This is a genomic window from Pseudomonas sp. NPDC087185 (assembly GCF_044744955.1).
Classification (GTDB): domain Bacteria; phylum Pseudomonadota; class Gammaproteobacteria; order Pseudomonadales; family Pseudomonadaceae; genus Aquipseudomonas.
The window spans coordinates 100930-117635 of sequence record NZ_JBIUZK010000011.1 but is presented as its reverse complement, the minus strand read 5'-3'; the positions used below and the strand labels follow the sequence as shown (position 1 = coordinate 117635).

At 62.8% G+C, this 16706-nt stretch carries 13 protein-coding genes; 5 read left to right on the top strand and 8 right to left on the bottom strand.

The features are described 5' to 3' along the window. Positions 1 to 48: 48 nt before the first annotated feature. The gene (locus ACIPIJ_RS27680) at positions 49 to 1071 is read right to left on the bottom strand and encodes an AraC family transcriptional regulator (RefSeq protein WP_401083125.1); all 1023 of its coding nucleotides are present in this window, start codon (positions 1069 to 1071) and stop codon (positions 49 to 51) included. Positions 1072 to 1135: 64 nt separating this feature from the next. Further along, positions 1136 to 1999, bottom strand: coding sequence for a LysR substrate-binding domain-containing protein (locus ACIPIJ_RS27675; RefSeq protein ID WP_401083123.1), 864 nt, complete (start codon positions 1997 to 1999; stop codon positions 1136 to 1138). Positions 2000 to 2133: 134 nt separating this feature from the next. Between ACIPIJ_RS27675 and ACIPIJ_RS27670 the strand changes: the two genes are divergently transcribed. Together ACIPIJ_RS27670 and phnX are read left to right on the top strand one after the other, a co-directional pair. Next, complete coding sequence (locus tag ACIPIJ_RS27670; protein ID WP_401083120.1) at positions 2134 to 3240, top strand: 2-aminoethylphosphonate--pyruvate transaminase; 1107 nt, start codon at positions 2134 to 2136, stop codon at positions 3238 to 3240. A 34-nt stretch (positions 3241 to 3274) separates the two neighbouring features. Continuing rightward, a complete protein-coding gene (gene phnX, locus ACIPIJ_RS27665; RefSeq protein ID WP_401083117.1) occupies positions 3275 to 4102 on the top strand; it encodes a phosphonoacetaldehyde hydrolase in 828 nt (275 codons plus the stop codon). Between the two features lie 116 nt (positions 4103 to 4218). Here phnX and ACIPIJ_RS27660 read toward each other — a convergent pair whose 3' ends face one another. Then, positions 4219 to 8673: an NEL-type E3 ubiquitin ligase domain-containing protein gene (locus ACIPIJ_RS27660; protein WP_401083114.1), complete on the bottom strand. Its 4455-nt coding sequence runs from the start codon at positions 8671 to 8673 to the stop codon at positions 4219 to 4221. Positions 8674 to 8799: 126 nt separating this feature from the next. Next, on the bottom strand, positions 8800 to 9360 hold the full coding sequence (locus ACIPIJ_RS27655; RefSeq protein ID WP_401083111.1) for an NADPH-dependent FMN reductase: 561 nt from the start codon (positions 9358 to 9360) through the stop codon (positions 8800 to 8802). Between the two features lie 156 nt (positions 9361 to 9516). Here ACIPIJ_RS27655 and ACIPIJ_RS27650 point away from each other — a divergent pair, with 156 nt between their 5' ends. After that, on the top strand, positions 9517 to 9735 hold the full coding sequence (locus ACIPIJ_RS27650; RefSeq protein ID WP_401083108.1) for a hypothetical protein: 219 nt from the start codon (positions 9517 to 9519) through the stop codon (positions 9733 to 9735). Here ACIPIJ_RS27650 and ACIPIJ_RS27645 read toward each other — a convergent pair. From ACIPIJ_RS27645 to ACIPIJ_RS27630, 4 genes are all read right to left on the bottom strand, one after another. Continuing rightward, the gene (locus ACIPIJ_RS27645; RefSeq protein ID WP_401083105.1) at positions 9719 to 11968 is read right to left on the bottom strand and encodes an Orn/Lys/Arg decarboxylase N-terminal domain-containing protein; all 2250 of its coding nucleotides are present in this window, start codon (positions 11966 to 11968) and stop codon (positions 9719 to 9721) included. The genes ACIPIJ_RS27650 and ACIPIJ_RS27645 overlap by 17 nt on opposite strands. Positions 11969 to 12061: 93 nt before the next feature. Then, positions 12062 to 12766, bottom strand: coding sequence for a DNA polymerase III subunit epsilon (gene dnaQ, locus ACIPIJ_RS27640; protein WP_401083203.1), 705 nt, complete (start codon positions 12764 to 12766; stop codon positions 12062 to 12064). A gap of 108 nt (positions 12767 to 12874) precedes the next feature. Further along, complete coding sequence (gene rnhA, locus ACIPIJ_RS27635; RefSeq protein WP_401083103.1) at positions 12875 to 13321, bottom strand: ribonuclease HI; 447 nt, start codon at positions 13319 to 13321, stop codon at positions 12875 to 12877. Positions 13322 to 13334: 13 nt separating this feature from the next. Continuing rightward, positions 13335 to 14108, bottom strand: a complete 774-nt coding sequence (locus ACIPIJ_RS27630; protein WP_401083100.1) for a class I SAM-dependent methyltransferase — start codon at positions 14106 to 14108, stop codon at positions 13335 to 13337. Positions 14109 to 14193: 85 nt separating this feature from the next. Here ACIPIJ_RS27630 and gloB point away from each other — a divergent pair, with 85 nt between their 5' ends. Then, positions 14194 to 14973, top strand: coding sequence for a hydroxyacylglutathione hydrolase (gene gloB / locus ACIPIJ_RS27625; RefSeq protein ID WP_401083097.1), 780 nt, complete (start codon positions 14194 to 14196; stop codon positions 14971 to 14973). Positions 14974 to 15073: 100 nt separating this feature from the next. Continuing rightward, a complete protein-coding gene (locus ACIPIJ_RS27620) occupies positions 15074 to 16504 on the top strand; it encodes a transglycosylase SLT domain-containing protein (RefSeq protein WP_401083095.1) in 1431 nt (476 codons plus the stop codon). Positions 16505 to 16706 lie beyond the last annotated feature (202 nt).

The window sequence follows — 16706 nt, the reverse complement described above, 5'->3', positions numbered from 1 at the left end:
AGAGGGAAGCGAAACAGCTACCGCAGCAACTCCTGGGAAGGCGGCCGCTCAGCCGTGAGGGTCGCGCGCCTGGACCAGTGCACGGTAATGGCCGGGGTTGCAGCCAAACCACTTGCGAAAGGCCTTGTAAAACGAGCTGCTGTCGGCAAACCCCAGCCGCTCGGCGATGTCCGCCATGGCGGGTTCAGCCTCGCTGAGCCAAGCGATCGCCAATTCACGTCGCACGCTGTCCTTGAGCCCTTGATAGGTCTGCCCTTCCTCGGCCAGGCGCCGACGCAGGGTGGACGGTGACAGGCACAGCTGCCGGGCCAGGGCATCGGCGTCGGGCCACTGGTTCGGGTGCCGATGCAGCAGATCGTTGCGCACACGCCGCCCCAGGCTGGCAGGGTCGCGATACTTGACCAGAATATTGCCGGGCGCTTCGGCCAGGAAACGCTGCAATTCGTGCGGCGTACGTTTGAGTGGCACGTCCAGGCTATCGGCGGCAATGATCATGCGCGTACGTGGCCGGTCGAACTGCAGGCTTTCCGAGAACATGACCCGGTAATCATCGCAGAACGAAGGCTCTGCGCAACGCAGGTCGATGGCCAGGATCGGGACCCGGCGGCCCGCCAGCCAGCACGCGACGCCATGCACGATCATCCAGAAGGTGAAATAGGTAAAGGCGCGCCGCGGCTCATCGCGGGGTTCATTGATGACGATTTCGGCCAGGCTCTGCTGGCGCACCAGGCTGGGATGGAGGTCTTCGAGCATCAACGAGAGAAAACCGAGCACGACGCCCAGGCCTTCACCGAGGGTCGGCTGGGCCATGGCTGCGCGGGTCATGAACGCCAAGCTGCCGACGGCCAAACCACGCGGGTCCATGGCGAAGAATTCATCGTTGCAGCGCCGCGCCAGCAGCCGCCAAAGCTGCGCGTAGGCATCTGCAGACACCCTCGCCTCTGGCAGCTCGAGCTGCGCCGGGTCGATACCAGCACGTCGCAGCACACCGACATCGGGTTGCCCCGCCGGGCAGGTCTGCAAAAGCGCTTCGCGCACCAATTGCATGGAGATGGTGTCTTTTTCGCTCATCGGCCATCCAGGTTGTTCTGTGCCGGCCATCTTAGGCCCGGCCATGAAAAACGCCAGCCCTGCCTCACAGGCCGGCCGCCAGGCCCAGGAATGCCTGGATCAAACGCAACTCGCGACGACGCTCCAGGCAGCCAATCATGTGCTGGTTGACCAGGCCCTCTCCCGCCAGCGGCCGTGCTACCACACGCGGGTCGTTGGCCACCTCGGTCGACGAAACCACACCTACGCCCAGTTGCGAAGCCACCGCCTCGGTGACCGCCTCGCGGCTATCCAGCTCCAGCAGCACACGGGGCAGCACCCCGGCAGCGGCGCAGGCTTTGTCGAAGGTACGGCGCGTAGTCGAGCTCGGCTCGCGCAATACCATGATCTGCTGGTTCAACTCAGCCAACGGCAAGTCACCCTCGCCGCTCGCCCAGGCATGCCCTGCAGGCAATAACGCGCACAAGCGCGACTCGCACAGGCTTTGCAGGTACAGGCCTTTGCGCGGTTCGATCTCGGTCAGCACGGCAACATCGGCGTGTTCCGAAAGCAATGCAGCCAGGGTTTCCTGGGCATTGCCCAGGCGCAGGTTGACGGTGATGCCTGGGTAGCGCTCGCGCAACTGGGCGAGCATCGGCATGACCCGGTGCGGGCCGTCCGCAGCCACCTCCAGGCGGCCGGTGAGCAATTGCCGGTTGGCCTCGAGCATCGCCTGGGCCTCTTCCGCCAGGCCAAACATCGCCCGGGTGATGGCCGCCAGGCGGGTGCCCTCTTCGGTCAGTTCGACCCGCCGCGCAGTGCGCCGCAACAAGGTGATCTGGTAGTGCTCCTCCAGCGCCTTGACGTGCCCGGTCACCGCCGGCTGGCTGATGAACAACCGCGCGGCGGCGCGCGTGAAGCTGCCTTCGCGGGCAACTGCATCAAAGGCACGTAGCTGAAACAGGTTCATATTTATCGGCCTGACTTATAGCTCGAATAACAACAAACAATTTGATTGATAGGCGGGCGAATTGCAACCTAGACCCCGTAGTTTCAGCGCCAGATTTTTCGGCTGACCACCCGCCGCTTGTGAGGAACCACGGAATGAGCAACGCCCCGATCCTGCTGACCCCCGGCCCCCTGACCACCTCCGCCCGTACCCGCCAAGCCATGCTGGTGGACTGGGGCTCCTGGGACCGCGACTTCAACCAACTCACCGCCAGCGTCTGCGAACAACTGCTCGCGATCCTCGACGCCAGCGCCAGCCACCACTGCGTCCCCCTGCAGGGCAGCGGCACCTTCGCCGTGGAAGCCGCCATCGGCACCCTGGTACCGCGCGACGGCAAGGTGCTGGTGTTGATCAACGGCGCCTACGGCCAACGCCTGGCAAAGATCTGCAAGGTACTGGGGCGCACCTACAGCACCTTCGAGACCGCCGAGGACCAACCGACCACTGCCGCCGACGTCGACCGCCTGCTGGCCGCTGACCCTGCCGTGACGCACGTGGCGCTGATTCACTGCGAAACCAGCACCGGTATCCTCAACCCGCTGCCAGAGATTGCCCAGGTGATCAAACGCCACGGCAAGCGCCTGATCATCGATGCCATGAGCTCGTTCGGCGCGCTGCCGATCGATGCCCGCGACATCCCCTTCGAGGCGCTGATCGCCGCGTCCGGCAAGTGCCTGGAGGGCGTACCCGGAATGGGCTTCGTCTTCGCCGAAAAAACCGCGCTGGCCGCCGCCGAAGGCAACGCGCACTCGCTGGCCATGGACCTGCACGACCAGCACACTTACATGGCCAAGACTGGCCAGTGGCGCTTCACTCCGCCAACCCACGTGGTCGCCGCCCTGCACGAAGCGCTGCAGCAGTACGTTGATGAAGGTGGCCTGCCGGCCCGCCACCAGCGTTACGCCAGCAACTGCAAGACCCTGCTCGACGGCATGGCTGCCATCGGCCTGCGCAGCTTCCTCCCGGCCGACATCCAGGCGCCGATCATCGTCACCTTCCACGCCCCGAACGACGCCCGCTACCAGTTCAAGGACTTCTACGAGCGGGTCAAGGCCAAGGGCTTCATCCTCTACCCGGGCAAGCTGACCCAGGTCGAGACTTTCCGCGTCGGCTGCATCGGCGTGGTCGGCCCGGACGGCATGCAAGCCGCTGTGAATGCCGTGGCCGATGTGCTGCGGGAAATGGAAGTGCTGGACATCTGACCCTTTGCCCACCCAATTTCAGGAATTAGCGCACATGAACTACAGCAACCCTACTCAGCTGCAAGCCGCCATCCTCGACTGGGCCGGCACCGTGGTCGACTTCGGCTCCTTTGCCCCGACGCAGATCTTCGTCGAAGCCTTCGCCGAGTTCGACGTTCAGGTCTCCATCGAAGAAGCCCGTGGGCCGATGGGCATGGGCAAATGGGACCACATCCGTACCCTGTGCGACGTACCAGAAATCGCCGAGCGCTACCGCAAGGTGTTCGGTCGCACCCCGACCGACGACGATGTCACTGCCATCTACAACCGCTTCATGCCGCTGCAGATCGAGAAAATCGCCGTGCACTCCGCGCTGATCCCGGGCGCGCTGGACACGCTGACCGGCCTGCGCCAGAAGGGCCTGAAGATCGGCTCGTGCTCGGGCTACCCGAAAGTGGTGATGGACAAGGTGGTGGAGCTGGCCGCGAAAAACGGCTATGTCGCCGACCATGTGGTAGCCACCGACGAAACCCCGAACGGCCGCCCGTGGCCGGCCCAGGCGCTGGCCAATGTGATCGCGCTGGGTATCGATGATGTAGCGGCCTGCGTGAAAGTCGACGACACCGTACCAGGCATTCTCGAAGGCCGCCGTGCCGGCATGTGGACCGTGGCCCTGGTGTGCTCGGGCAACGCGCTGGGCCTGACCTGGGAAGGTTACCGCGCCCTGAGCGCAGAGAAGCTGGAGCGCGAGCGCAAGCGTATTCACGGCATGTTCGAGAGCTCGCGCCCACACTACCTGATCGACACCATCAATGAATTGCCCGAGGTGATCGCCGATATCAACCGGCGCCTGGCCAAAGGAGAGATGCCGCAGGTGTTCTGACGGTTCGGTGTCGTATCCCTTACGAGCAAGGCTGCTTCGACAGGTTCGTCATGCACCCTGACGAAGCAGGCTTGCCCAGGCGTCAGTCCATATCGCCCAAGCGCCGCAGTACCCACCTACCCCCGAGTTCGCTCCAGACGGCGAATGATATCGGCGGTGAGCCGCAGCCTTAAGGCATGAGTATCGGCGTCCTGCTCAGCGCTCAGCTGGTCAAGGTGGGTTCGGTACTGGGTCTCACCCAACTGCGCGCGCTGCCCGTCGATAAGGTTACGCCTCTGCCCGTACACTTCGGCCAGGTTATTGAAAGCATCAGCATGCTCCAGCGCGAGAAACCCCTGCCAAAACGATCGACGACACAGGCTGGATCCCAGATGCTCAGGTGTATCGACCTGACGCAGTTCACGCATGGCCCCCAATAATTGCTCCCCGCTTATACGCCCTCCCTCTGAGTCACGCATTGCCCATGGCTGTTGAGGCAAGTTAAAGCGCTGCCGCAGTCGCACCCGATAGCCCAGGACAATGGACGTGCGGTCTACGCGCGCGCGCAATGTCAGACGCCAGGCGACATCCCGACGGGCGTATTGGTCTAGAAAATCCAAACGCATCAGCGCCCGCCCAAACGCCATTAGCTCAGCACCACGCCCAACAGCCACGCGCCCCTCGGCCTGGGCAATGCGCAATCGCAACATCAACTGGCTGAAACGCTCGATGGCCGCGTTGTCATCCGTCATGGGCTGTACCATGAGGGCGTCGATTTGCTGGCGAAATTCGGCATTGCTTGCCCACTCGGCCAGCACGCTCCAACCTTGCTCAAGCAGGTAGGGCTGCGGCCAGCTGTAGTCCGCAAATACAATCAGCTCGCCCAGTAGTGCAACAAGCCTCCTCCCCTGGACCGTCGCCTGCACGGTATGCCAGAGCTGGCCGCGACCAGCCCGCGCCTCGGCATCCTCCCCTACCCACCATGTACGGGCATCGGCCACCGACGTGGGCAATTCGCCCGGCTCTTCCGGGATGCTGTCCAGCGCATGCAAACGCTTCAGGTCCCCGCTGCTTATCGGGTTGCCCTCGAGCTGGAAAACACGGCGAAAATCATAGGGCATCTGCAGCAACTGATCAGGTGCGCCCTGCAACTGGTTGTCGCGCAAGTCCGCTACCTCGAGGAAGCCACAAAGCTCGACACCTTCCGGCCAGGCACCCAGGCGACAGTTGCGCAGATAGAGGTTCACCGTGTGCGGCAGGTGATTCATCCTTAATGCAAATTGGCCGAGAGGGTTATGGCTGAGGTCCAAATAGGTGAGACGCGGCAACCGGGTCAACGCCTGCTGAGATGCAGCATCCAACCGAATATTGTTACGCGCCAAGCGTAACTCGCGCAGTTCGGTCAGGTGTGAAAGCCCTGCAGGAATGCGCAGCAGGGCATTACCCCCCATGCTCAGCACCTGCAAGTGAATGAATGAACTGAGGAACGGTGTCGGCAGTTCGGTAATCGTCGTCCCCCTCATCACCAACGACGTGATGTAGGTGAAGCTCAGTTGCACCGGAAGCGCTGGAAGGGTCGTGATAGGCAGGCCAGTCAGGTTCAGTTGCTGCCCTGCTGCACTGCCATCGTTCACCGGTACACTTTCGCCCTGCGCGGCCCAAGCTCTTCGAAAGCGCTGGGCAACGATGCCACGAGTCCGCCGCCTGTTATCGTTGAGCTCGCTGCACTGCCAGCGCTGCAGGGCCCGCTCCAGTTGCTCATGATCGTCCTGCAACTCAAGTAAAAGCTCATACGCAGTTGCCCTACCGGCAAGCAAGCGTTGCAGTTCCTCATCAATTTGCATTTCACTCAAGCCCGGAAAATACCGGCGCATGCCGTCTCGCAGCACTTCCCGAGAGGTCCTGAGGCGGCCTGCAGCACGCCCGCTGAGCAAGTAGCCGACCCGGCCGTCTTCCAAACGTTGCCCGGGGTTCAGCCAGCGCTCACGGTCTGACCACTCCAGAAAGCGAGCAATGTCCTGATGGTTTTCAGGCAGCTGCTCCAATGCCCGGGCTCGCAGTGACTGGCTGCCCCCGTCACTCCCTTCTATGCCCAACTCAACCCGCTGAGCGGGCGCCAAGAGCGCGGCGATGACCTCGAAGAGATCTCCAGGGTCGCCTGCAGAAAGCGCACGCTTGCTGCCATTAGCCTCGAACACATTGAACCGTCCTTCTTGGTGCACCAGTATCCGCAGGGGCGTCCCTTGCCCCTGTGCCACGAGACTTGCCACTTCGCGCCCATCAACCTCACCTTCGCACAGGCTAATGTTGATGGTCTGCGGCCCCAGCTGATTGAGCAATGCGAATATCAGCTCGCCTGTTTCCGTGGAATACGCGCTGGGCAGATAGATGCCGGCCAAAGCCTTGCTGATTCTCGCCACACGCAGCAAGGCAGCGGCTTTGAGCGCCAGCGCCTGGGGCAGCTTGCCAGTCCTGAACGCTTCATTGTGCTCAACCGTGCTGGCCTCCGCCACCAACCGCTTGGCGTAAGCATCTCCCAAGCCAGGAAGATCCCTCTGCAACCGAGCCAGCAGCAGGTCATTACCAACACCGTCCAGGCGCGTCAGGTACGCGTATAGCTTGCCACGCAACTGCAGCTTCGCTTCCAGCACCTGCGCAACGCCTTTGCCGATATCAGGCAATGACTCACACCACGTCAGGAGTTCCTCATCCTGTGCATCAAGACGTTTGCGCTGTAAATGATCGAAGTAGCGCTCGATCCGCTCGTCCGCTTCAAAGCTGCGCAAGGCTTCCCGCAGGTTGACTGGCAACTCTCGGTTTTCCATCAGGATGCCACGCAGTTCGTCTTGATCGACCCCTGCGACGCGCAGCAACCGTTCGGCCCGCTGCGCACCGATCATCGGGTGCTGTGGCCACAGCCGATCCAGCATCCGCGCACTGTCATCCCACTCCCACGGCCGCTCGCCTATGGGCCGCCAGCAACGCTCATCGTTATGCAGTACGGCTGGCTCGTAGGCCCCGGAACGTCGTTGATGGCGTAATCGGTAAGGGCCCTCAGGATCGGGGCGATGCACCTCGTAGTAACGTGAGCCGGAGCGCAGCCAGCGCTGCTTGCCATCGCCATACAGGCCATCGGAGCGCAGGGTGATGCTATCGGGTACCGACTCGTACGGTTCAAGATTGTCGTTCCACAAGCGCTGCATGCCGGCGTTCACAGAGACCGGCTCCATGGCTGCGACCAAGGCGCTGCGCGCGACACTGACGCCGATCACGGTCGCTGTGGTCGCAGCAAGTGTTTCGGCCACACCAAGCAGATGCTCCAATGCCTCATGCCGGTGGCCCTCGTACCAGTCCTGCGCGCCTTCGAAGACATCACCCAAGGTCTGCAACACCAGTTGCCCCAGCATCACAGCGCCGACAACTGGAATGAAAAGCCCTGCCAGATTGATCAGGTTCAAGCCCGCCGACTTCCAGGCCTCGTGCCTGGCGCGGGCGGCCCTGGCATCGGCCTCGGCAGTTGGCACCAAGAGCAACCGTGCATCGTCTTTGGTGCGATTGACCTGGGCACTGGCCAGCGCCATGAAAATGCTGCCCTGAACCACGACACCTTCCATTTCAAGATCAGGCTCAGGGTCTTTCAGACGCTTGCCGAGCAACTCGACAAAGCTGGCTCGGGCACGCAGGCTGATCAACTGGGAGAAAAACGAACGGTATGTTTCGCGCTGCAGCAAAGCGGCCATGCCACTGTTCATCGACGCTTCATCAGCAAAATAGCGCAAGGCTTGCTGCGGATCACTGGGCAAGTAGAGCAGGATACCCTCCTGCACGCCCTCCACGTTGCGCAACCGAATAAGCATGCCATCGGCAGCAACCTGGCCGAGCACTTGCAAAGTACCGCCATAACCGCGCAGCCCCGACTTCTCAAGGTGTATTTCTGCCCGAGTCATTTCGAGCAGTGCAATTTCCACCTTGGCTGACACGTCGCCTTTCATCGCAGCAATCTTGCTTGCCAACGCAAGCCCGGAACGCTTGTCGTCGGCCAGGATGGCCAATGCCGCATCATTGAAAACCTGGTCCAGCGCATTCTGGTACTTTTTCCCCGTGTCCAGTTCACGGCACGCCGACACCAGCTCCGTTTCCGAGATCGACAAGACCTTGTCCCGCCCTGGCGCGACCAGACCAGAATCGGTATACAAGGAAATGCCAGCTTCGAAGTTGCTCATCAACTTCAACATGCCGGCGGTGCGCCTTGTCTGGTAAGCAAAAGCGTGCTCATCAGCCCCCCCACCCTCGGCAGTCCAGGTCACATCCAGCCACTCAAGCTGCGAAAACTCCACCCCCTCTGGCAGAGGCTTGGCCAACAGTGATGTGAGATGCTTTTCGGCGAATACGTCCAGCGGTTCAAGCTGCAGGGTGAGCCCACGCAGGCGCGCCTGGCTGGCCTGATGGGCATTGAAGGCGGTACGCAACCCCGCCATCTGGCCGCGCGAGGCGCGCTTCAGCCACGCTGGCAACTTTGAGGCAATGAAGTCATCAGTAGCGGCGAGGATTTTTTCATCGACAGTGCGCGTCGCCGCGAAATTGTGGGCCATTGTCGCTCCAGTAATCAGGTTCAGGAGCGCCAATACTGTTGGAAGGCCTCGACATCACTGCAGTTGGAATGAATGCCGCGCACACGGCTGGCGAGGCCGCGGCGGGCATCCCACAAGGACGCCGGCTTAAACCGCGCGGTTAAGCTTCACCCAGGAAGCGAACTTGTCGATGAAGCCCTGCAAGAACGGTCGGGTCTTGTCATTGAGCTTGCCACTGTCCTCGAACAGGCTCGCCGCCCCGCCGATATAGGCCTCTGGCATCTGCATGCACGGCATGTCGAGAAACACCAGCGACTGACGCACGGCATGGTTGGCGCCAAACCCGCCGACGGCCCCAGGCGACACGCTCACCACCGCCGCAGGCTTGCCGCTCCAGGCGCTTTGCCCATAGGGCCGCGAGCCCACGTCGATGGCATTCTTCAGCGCGCCGGGCACCGAACGGTTGTATTCCGGCGTGACGAACAACACCGCATCGCTGCGGCGGATCTCGTCGCGAAAGCGTTTCCAGGGCTCAGGAACGCCCGCAGCCTCGACGTCCTCGTTGTACAACGGCAAGTCGCCGATCTCGACGATTTTCAGGGTTAGGCTGGACGGTGCCAGCTCTGCAAGTGCGCCGGCCACCTTGCGGTTGTAGGAATCCTTGCGCAAGCTGCCGACGACGACTGCTACCGAATACACCTGGCTCATGGCGATTTCCACCTTTGCTGGGTTAAGAGACTGAGTAGTTATAGATGACCGTTCCTCGGCGCTTTGGTTTTTTTTCCCTGCGCGGAAAACTTCCGCGTATCTTCTACGGTCTATGTCAGCAGACATTTCCTACGTAATTCAGAGGTTTTCACCTAAATGGCAGCAGTAATGGTCGGCCAATTCCACGCCCGTGACGCCGAAGGCCGTATCTACCCCGTGCACGAGTTCCAGGAGTCCACCCTGCAGACTGACGGCAGCGCCGTGGGTGCACCGATCACCACCTATCGCCTGGCCATCGGCGACCGGGTCAACCACCTGGGTGAAGACCGCTTCGAACTGGCACAGACCGGCGTCGAGATCATTCGCATTCCTTGACGCAATCCACGGTGTACGTGCCGGTTTCGTTCTGCAGGCCGTGTACATCGGCGACGAAGCCAGGAAAGCCACTGTTGAAAGCACGGGCAAATGCCAGGTAGTCGAGGATCGAGCGGGTCGCCTCGGTGAACCGCTCGCCCGGCATGATCAGCGGAATGCCCGGCGGGTACGGCACCAGCATCACCGCCGCGACACGGCCGAGCAGCGCCTCGATCGGCACGGCCTCCACCTCTCCCCGCACCATCTGGTCGTATGCCTGCGCGGGGCTCAGCGCTGCTTCTGGCAAGCGGCTGAACAGCCGTTTGAGTTGCTTGGCGGTGGCATTGACGCGGTAGCAGTCATGCAACTGGTCGCACAGATCGTGCAAACCGATACCCTGATAGCGCGCCGCATCGACCGCGACGATGCTGGGGAGGCACAGGTTCAAGGCAGTATTGCCATCATAGTGGCGCTTGAACTCCAGCAGTTCGGTCAACAACGTGCTCCACTTGCCCTTGGTGATGCCCATCGAGAACAGCACCAGAAAGCTGTACAACCCGGTCTTCTCCACCACCAGCCCACGCTCCCAGAGAAACTTGCTGACCACCGCCGCGGGAATGCCATGCTCGCCCAGAATGCCGTCAACGCTGAGCCCTGGCATCACCAAGGTGACCTTCAGCGGGTCGAGCAGCACGTAATCGCCCGCCACTTCACCAAAGCCATGCCACTGCGCCCCCGGTTGCAGCTGCCAATCCTTCGCGGCCAGGCGGTGGATACCCTCGGCCGCCGGTGGCTGCCAGATGCTGAACCACCAATCGTCGGCGGCAATGTGTTCGCGCAGGTTGGCCAGGGCGCGGCGAAAGCTCAGCGCCTCGTCGAACATCTCCTGCAGCAGCGAGCGCCCGGCAGGGCCCTCCATCATGGTCGACGCCACATCCAGTGAAGCGAGGATGCTGTACTGCGGCGAGGTGGAGATGTGCATCATGAAGGCTTCGTTGAAGCGATCGCGGTCCAGTTGCCGCTGCGCACCGTCCTGCACATGGATCATCGATGCCTGGCTGAAGGCTGCCAGCAGCTTGTGCGTGGAATGCGTGCTGAACACCAGTGGGCTGTCCTCTGTGCACTCGGTGCCCATGGCGTAGCGACCGGTGAAGAATTCGTGAAACGCTGCATAGGCGAACCAGGCTTCGTCGAAGTGCAGCACCTCGGCGCTGCCACCAAGGGCCAGTTTGATCAAGCCGGCGTGGTAACACAGGCCGTCGTAGGTCGAGTTGGTGACCACCGCCAGCTTGATGCGCGGTGCGCGCCCTTTGGCCAACGGGTTGGCCTGAACCTTGGCCTGGATCGACTCGGGGCTGAACTCGCTGAGCGGGATCGGCCCGATGATGCCCAGCTCATTGCGCTCAGGGCACAGGTAAATGGGGATGGCGCCGGTCATGATGATCGCGTGGACCACTGACTTGTGGCAGTTGCGGTCCACCAGCACCAGGTCATCGCGGCCCACCATGGCGTGCCAGACAATCTTGTTGGCGGTGGACGTGCCATTGATGACGAAGAATGTATGGTCGGCGCCGAAGTTGCGCGCAGCGCGCGCTTCGGCCTCGGCCAACGGGCCAGTGTGGTCGAGCAGCGAACCCAGCTCTGGGACCGAAACGGACAGATCGGAGCGCAGGGTGTTTTCGCCAAAGAACTGATGGAATGCCTGGCCCACCGGGCTCTTGCGGTAGGCGACACCGCCACCGTGGCCGGGCGTATGCCAGGAATAGTTGGACTGCGCAGTGTGCTGCACCAAGGCCTTGAAGAAAGGCGGCAGCAAACCATCGAGGTAAATGTGCGCGGCGCGCGCCACCTGCCGCGCGAGAAAGGGCACGGTGTCTTCGAACAGGTAGAGGATGCCGCGCAGCTGGTTCAGCTCGCTCATGGCTTCGGCGGGGGCGTTTTCCAGGGTGACCTGCTCGCCCAAGGCGAAGATCGGCAGGTTCGGCGCACGTTGCCGGGCCAGGCGAATCAGCTCGGCCATGTTCTGCAGCAGGTGGGTGTTTTCGCCGATGCCTTCGGCGGCGAGCAGTACGCACGCCAGACCGTGGTGGGTGGCGGCGACCAAGCGCGCTTCGGCATTGTCGGCCGCGGCGAGGATGGCAAAGCCGTCCTGGCGCAGTTCCTCGGCAATCCCCCGCACGCGCTCGCCGGCAACGCTGTCGGCCTTGATGGCGCGGTGGACGATGAGGATGGGGAACTTGAGGTCCTTGTACATCAGGCAACTACCTCCGCAGGACGAATCGTCCTTCTCAGGGTAGTAGAGCCTGGTGTTGTCAGTCGCCGCGAAATAGCCCGTACAGGCTACAGATCAGCCTGCAGAAGGTTCGGTCAAGGCCTGCCACATCGACGGCCCGCCCGCCGACTTGGCAACCGCCGCCAGGCGCTCGGCATGTGCCTCCAGCTCCTCGGCATTGGCCATGATCACCCGCCCCGGCGCACGCCCGGTAATCCGACGGATCTCGCTGCCGCCACTGCCCTGCCCTTCGTTGTCACTGTCTTGCCCATGGCCAGCCAACGACAGGCTGGTCTGGCCACCAGTCATCGCCAGGTAGACGTCGGCCAGCAGCTCCGAGTCGAGCAAGGCGCCGTGCAGTTCACGGCCGGAGTTGTCGATGTCGTAACGTTTGCACAGTGCGTCGAGGCTGTTGCGCTGCCCCGGATGACGGGCACGCGCCAGCAGCAAGGTATCGAGGATGGTGCAGTGCTGCGAGATGTCGGCGCGGTCGCGCTGGCCCAACAGGGCAAACTCGTTGTTGATGAAGCCGACGTCGAACGCCGCGTTGTGGATGACCAGCGTGGCGCCCTCGATGAACTCGAAGAACTCTTGGGCCACATCGCCGAAGCGCGGCTTGCCGACCAGGAAAGCGTCGGTGATGCCGTGGACGTTGATCGCGCCCTCGTCACTCTCGCGGTCGGGCTGCAGGTAGACGTGGAAGTGCCGCCCGGTCAGGCGCCGGCCCATGACTTCGACACAGCCGATCTCGATGATCCGGTGGCCTTCGCTGACCGGCATGCCGGTGGTTTCGGTATCGAGAATGACCAGCCGTTTATCTTGTTGCTGCTGCTCCACGCGGGGCGCTCCAACTTGCATCAGTTACAAAGCCGGGGATTGTACCCCAGCTCAGCGCTTGGCGCGCACCTCGTCGACGCCACGGTTGGCCAGCTGGTCGGCGCGCTCGTTGCCCGGGTGGCCGATGTGCCCGCGGACCCACTTCCAGGTGACCTTGTGGCGGTTGACCTGCTCATCCAGCTGCTGCCACAGGTCGGCGTTCTTCACCGGTTCTTTCGCGGCGGTCTTCCAACCGCGTTTCTTCCAGTTGACCATCCACTCGTTGATGCCCTTCATCACGTACTGCGAGTCGGTGGTCAGCACCACTTCGCATTCACGCTTGAGCGCCATCAAGCCCTGGATCGCGGCCATCAGCTCCATGCGGTTGTTGGTGGTTTCGCGTTCACCGCCCCACAGTTCCTTTTCAACGCCCTTGTAGATCAGCAGGACGCCCCAGCCACCGGGGCCGGGATTGCCCTTGCAGGCACCATCGGTATACAGCTCGACGCTTTCGCTCATGTACCACTCATGTTCAGTGCTTTTCGGTATCCGGGCTGACCGCAGTGCGGTTGACCTTGGCCAGTGGCAACGGCAGCAGCTTGCCCATCGGCTCGCGGCGCTCCTGGCGCAGCGGCCTCAGGCCGACCACCATCTTGCGCGCCACCAACAGGTAAACCCCGCCGCCGGCGCTCTGCCAACCGCCTGCCACCCGTTCCCAGCCCGCCAGGCGTTGTTGCCAGGCCGGTGAGGCAAGCGGCGGACGATAGCACCCGAAGCGGCGTTTCTCCAGCGCGAAGCCCAGCAGGTTGAGCCAATCACCGACCCGTGACGGCGAGATGCAGCGGGCCTTGCGCAGCGCGCCATGGCTGAAGAAATGGCGCATGCCCCAGCTGCTCCAGGGGTTGATACCGACGATCAGCAGGTGCCCGCCCGGGCGTACGGCGCTGGCCGCCTCGCGCAGCAGGCCATGGGGCGACAGGCTGAAATCCAGCCCATGCTGCAGCACCACGACATCGGCGGCGTGCTCGCTCAGGGGCCAGGCCTGCTCCTCGCAGACGATCTCCACCCCCGGCAGCGGCGCGCCCAGGCGCACGTTGCGCTGCACCTGGGGGGCGCTGGGCGGTGCCTCGGCACAGGGCCCGTAATGCACCAGATAACCGCCGAAGAAGCGCCCGAGCTCTTCTTCCAGCAGTTTTTCTTCTTCCTTGAGCATCAGCTGGCCGAGTGGGCCGTGGAACCACTCACGGGCCAGGCTGATCAGCTCGACCCAATCCGGGTCGGCCTGGGCAAAGGCTTGGTCGGTCATTGCGCTCTCCCTCGAAGGTTCTCGCACCGCGCCATCGCGGCTAAGATGGCCTCATGTGCCACGCTTGGCGATACGGATCCGCACCATGATACAGATCGATGCTCTCCCCGCTTTCTCCGACAACTACATATGGTTGTTACAGGATACTGCCAAACGCCGCTGCGCGGTGGTCGATCCCGGTGATGCCGGCCCGGTGGAAGGCTGGCTGGCCGCCAACCCCGGCTGGGTGCTGGAGGACATCCTGGTGACCCACCATCACAATGACCATGTCGGCGGTGTCGAGCGGCTCAAGCAGCTGACCGGCGCGCGGGTCTGCGGCCCGGCCAATGAACGTATTCCTGGCCGCGACGTGGCCCTGGATGAGGGCAACGAGGTGCAGGTGCTAGGCATGACCTTCCGGGTGCTGGCCGTGCCTGGCCATACCCTGGGGCATATCGCCTACTTCAGCGACCAACCTGCAACGCCGCTGCTGTTCAGCGGCGACACGCTGTTCGCCGCCGGCTGCGGGCGCATGTTCGAAGGCACGCCGGAGCAGATGCAGCCCGCCCTCGCCCGCCTGGCGGCGTTGCCAGCGCACACCGAAGTTTACTGCGCCCACGAATACACGTTGAGCAACCTGCGCTTCGCCAAGGCCGTAGAACCGCAGAATCCCCACGTTCAGCAACGTTTCGATGACGTTACCCGGCTGCGCGCCGACAATCGCATCACCTTGCCATCAACGATTGGCCTGGAACGCCTGACCAACCCTTTTCTGCGTACCGCTGAAACATTAGTTAAACAAAAAGCAGACGAATGGAAGGGCCATTCAAACACGTCGCAGGTCACTGTTTTTGCTGCCTTGAGGTCTTGGAAGGACACCTTCTGATAACCTGAAGATATATCGCAACGTGTGCTCGAAGGTTGACCCGGCGGGATGCGGTTTCTAGAATCGCCGAAATTTTTTGCCCGGATACCCGTCCCAGCCGATGTCTTCCCGTAGCCGCAGAACCGCTCATTCAGTCGCCCTGACGCGCCTGGCCCAAATCAGTGCGCTGGTGCTGGCCGCCACCCTGGTGGGCTGCCAGAGCACCCGTCAGCTCGACGAATCCGACAGTGTTCGCGCACACAGCTACCAGGCGCGGATCAAGCACAAACCGGCTCCGCTCGCGGTAAAACCCGCCGAGCAGGCGCCGCAGGATGTGTGGGAACGCATGCGCCAAGGTTTTGCCCTGCAGGACAGCATCGACGTCAACCCGCGCATCGAACAGCAGCGCCTGTGGTTCGCCAGCAACCCGACGTTCATCGAGAGCGCCGGCGAACGCGGCAGCCTTTATCTGCACTACATCGTCGAGCGTCTCGAAGAGCGCGACATGCCGCTGGAGCTGGCCCTGCTGCCCGCCATCGAGAGCGCCTACAACCCGATGGCCTACTCGCGCGCCAGCGCCGCGGGCATGTGGCAGTTCATGCCGGCGACCGGCCGCCATTTCAACCTGCGCCAGACCAACTTCTACGACGGCCGCCGCGACGTTACCGCATCGACCAATGCCGCGCTGGACTACCTGAGCCGCCTGCATGACATGTTCAACGGCGACTGGCTGCTGGCCCTGGCCGCCTATAATGCCGGCGAAGGCACCGTCAGCCGGGCCATCGAGCGCAACGAGAAGCTCGGCCTGCCGACCGACTACTGGAACCTGCCGCTGCCGCAGGAAACCCGCGACTACGTGCCCAAGCTGCTGGCCCTGTCGCAGGTGGTCTCGACCCCCGAGGCCTATGGCGTGAACCTCAACCCGATCGCCAACGAACCCTACTTCGAAGCGGTCGCCATCAACGACCGCCTCGACCTGTCGCGGGTTGCCGCCTTCGCCAACATCGATGAAGACGAGCTGATCCAGCTCAACCCTGCGTTCAAGAAGCGCATGACCGTGGACGGCCCCAAGCAACTGCTGGTACCGACCGCCAAGGCGCAACTGCTGTCCGCCAGCCTGTCCAACCTCAAGCCCGAGCAACTGGTCAGCCTGCAGCCGAACAAAGCCGTGTTCGCCCGCGCCGTGGCCGAAGGCAAGGCCCCGACAACGGCGCGCAGCTACCGGGTGAAGCGTGGTGACAACCTGACCGCCATCGCCAAGGCCAACCGCGTGTCGGTCAAGGACATCCAGCGCTGGAACAAGCTGCCGGGCAACCGCGTGAAGGCCGGCCAGGTGTTGGCGCTGCGCGGTGGCAATGCACCGAGTGCGGCGGGCAACCGGGTGGCGGCCTCCTCGAAACGCTCCACCCAATACAAGGTGCGCAAAGGCGACTCCCTGTATTTGGTGGCAAAACGTTTCAATGTCGAGATGCAGCACCTCAAGCGCTGGAATCCGCGCAGCGGGCATGCGCTGAAACCAGGCCAGACGTTGACCGTCTACCTGTCGCATTGATGTGAATCTGGGGCCGCTCCGCGCCCCATTCGCGGGGCAAGCCCGCTGCCACAGCTTATGCATCCCGCCCTGAAACTGCGCGGTACCCGTGGAAGCGGGCCTGCCCCGCGATGGGCTGCTTTGCAGCCCCGCTCGATCCCCCTGACATCCTCTTTTTCCAACCCCGCCAAGCTGTTACTGTACCCCGACCAAAGCCCAACGC

Coding starts and splice junctions, on each gene's coding strand:
- ACIPIJ_RS27645 (WP_401083105.1), bottom strand. CDS start 11,968: ATGTACAAGGACCTCAAGTTCCCCATCCTCATCGTCCACCGCGCCATC.
- ACIPIJ_RS27675 (WP_401083123.1), bottom strand. CDS start 1,999: ATGAACCTGTTTCAGCTACGTGCCTTTGATGCAGTTGCCCGCGAAGGC.
- ACIPIJ_RS27650 (WP_401083108.1), top strand. CDS start 9,517: ATGGCAGCAGTAATGGTCGGCCAATTCCACGCCCGTGACGCCGAAGGC.
- rnhA (WP_401083103.1), bottom strand. CDS start 13,321: ATGAGCGAAAGCGTCGAGCTGTATACCGATGGTGCCTGCAAGGGCAAT.
- phnX (WP_401083117.1), top strand. CDS start 3,275: ATGAACTACAGCAACCCTACTCAGCTGCAAGCCGCCATCCTCGACTGG.
- dnaQ (WP_401083203.1), bottom strand. CDS start 12,766: ATGCCGGTCAGCGAAGGCCACCGGATCATCGAGATCGGCTGTGTCGAA.
- gloB (WP_401083097.1), top strand. CDS start 14,194: ATGATACAGATCGATGCTCTCCCCGCTTTCTCCGACAACTACATATGG.
- ACIPIJ_RS27680 (WP_401083125.1), bottom strand. CDS start 1,071: ATGAGCGAAAAAGACACCATCTCCATGCAATTGGTGCGCGAAGCGCTT.
- ACIPIJ_RS27630 (WP_401083100.1), bottom strand. CDS start 14,108: ATGACCGACCAAGCCTTTGCCCAGGCCGACCCGGATTGGGTCGAGCTG.
- ACIPIJ_RS27660 (WP_401083114.1), bottom strand. CDS start 8,673: ATGGCCCACAATTTCGCGGCGACGCGCACTGTCGATGAAAAAATCCTC.
- ACIPIJ_RS27620 (WP_401083095.1), top strand. CDS start 15,074: ATGTCTTCCCGTAGCCGCAGAACCGCTCATTCAGTCGCCCTGACGCGC.
- ACIPIJ_RS27655 (WP_401083111.1), bottom strand. CDS start 9,360: ATGAGCCAGGTGTATTCGGTAGCAGTCGTCGTCGGCAGCTTGCGCAAG.
- ACIPIJ_RS27670 (WP_401083120.1), top strand. CDS start 2,134: ATGAGCAACGCCCCGATCCTGCTGACCCCCGGCCCCCTGACCACCTCC.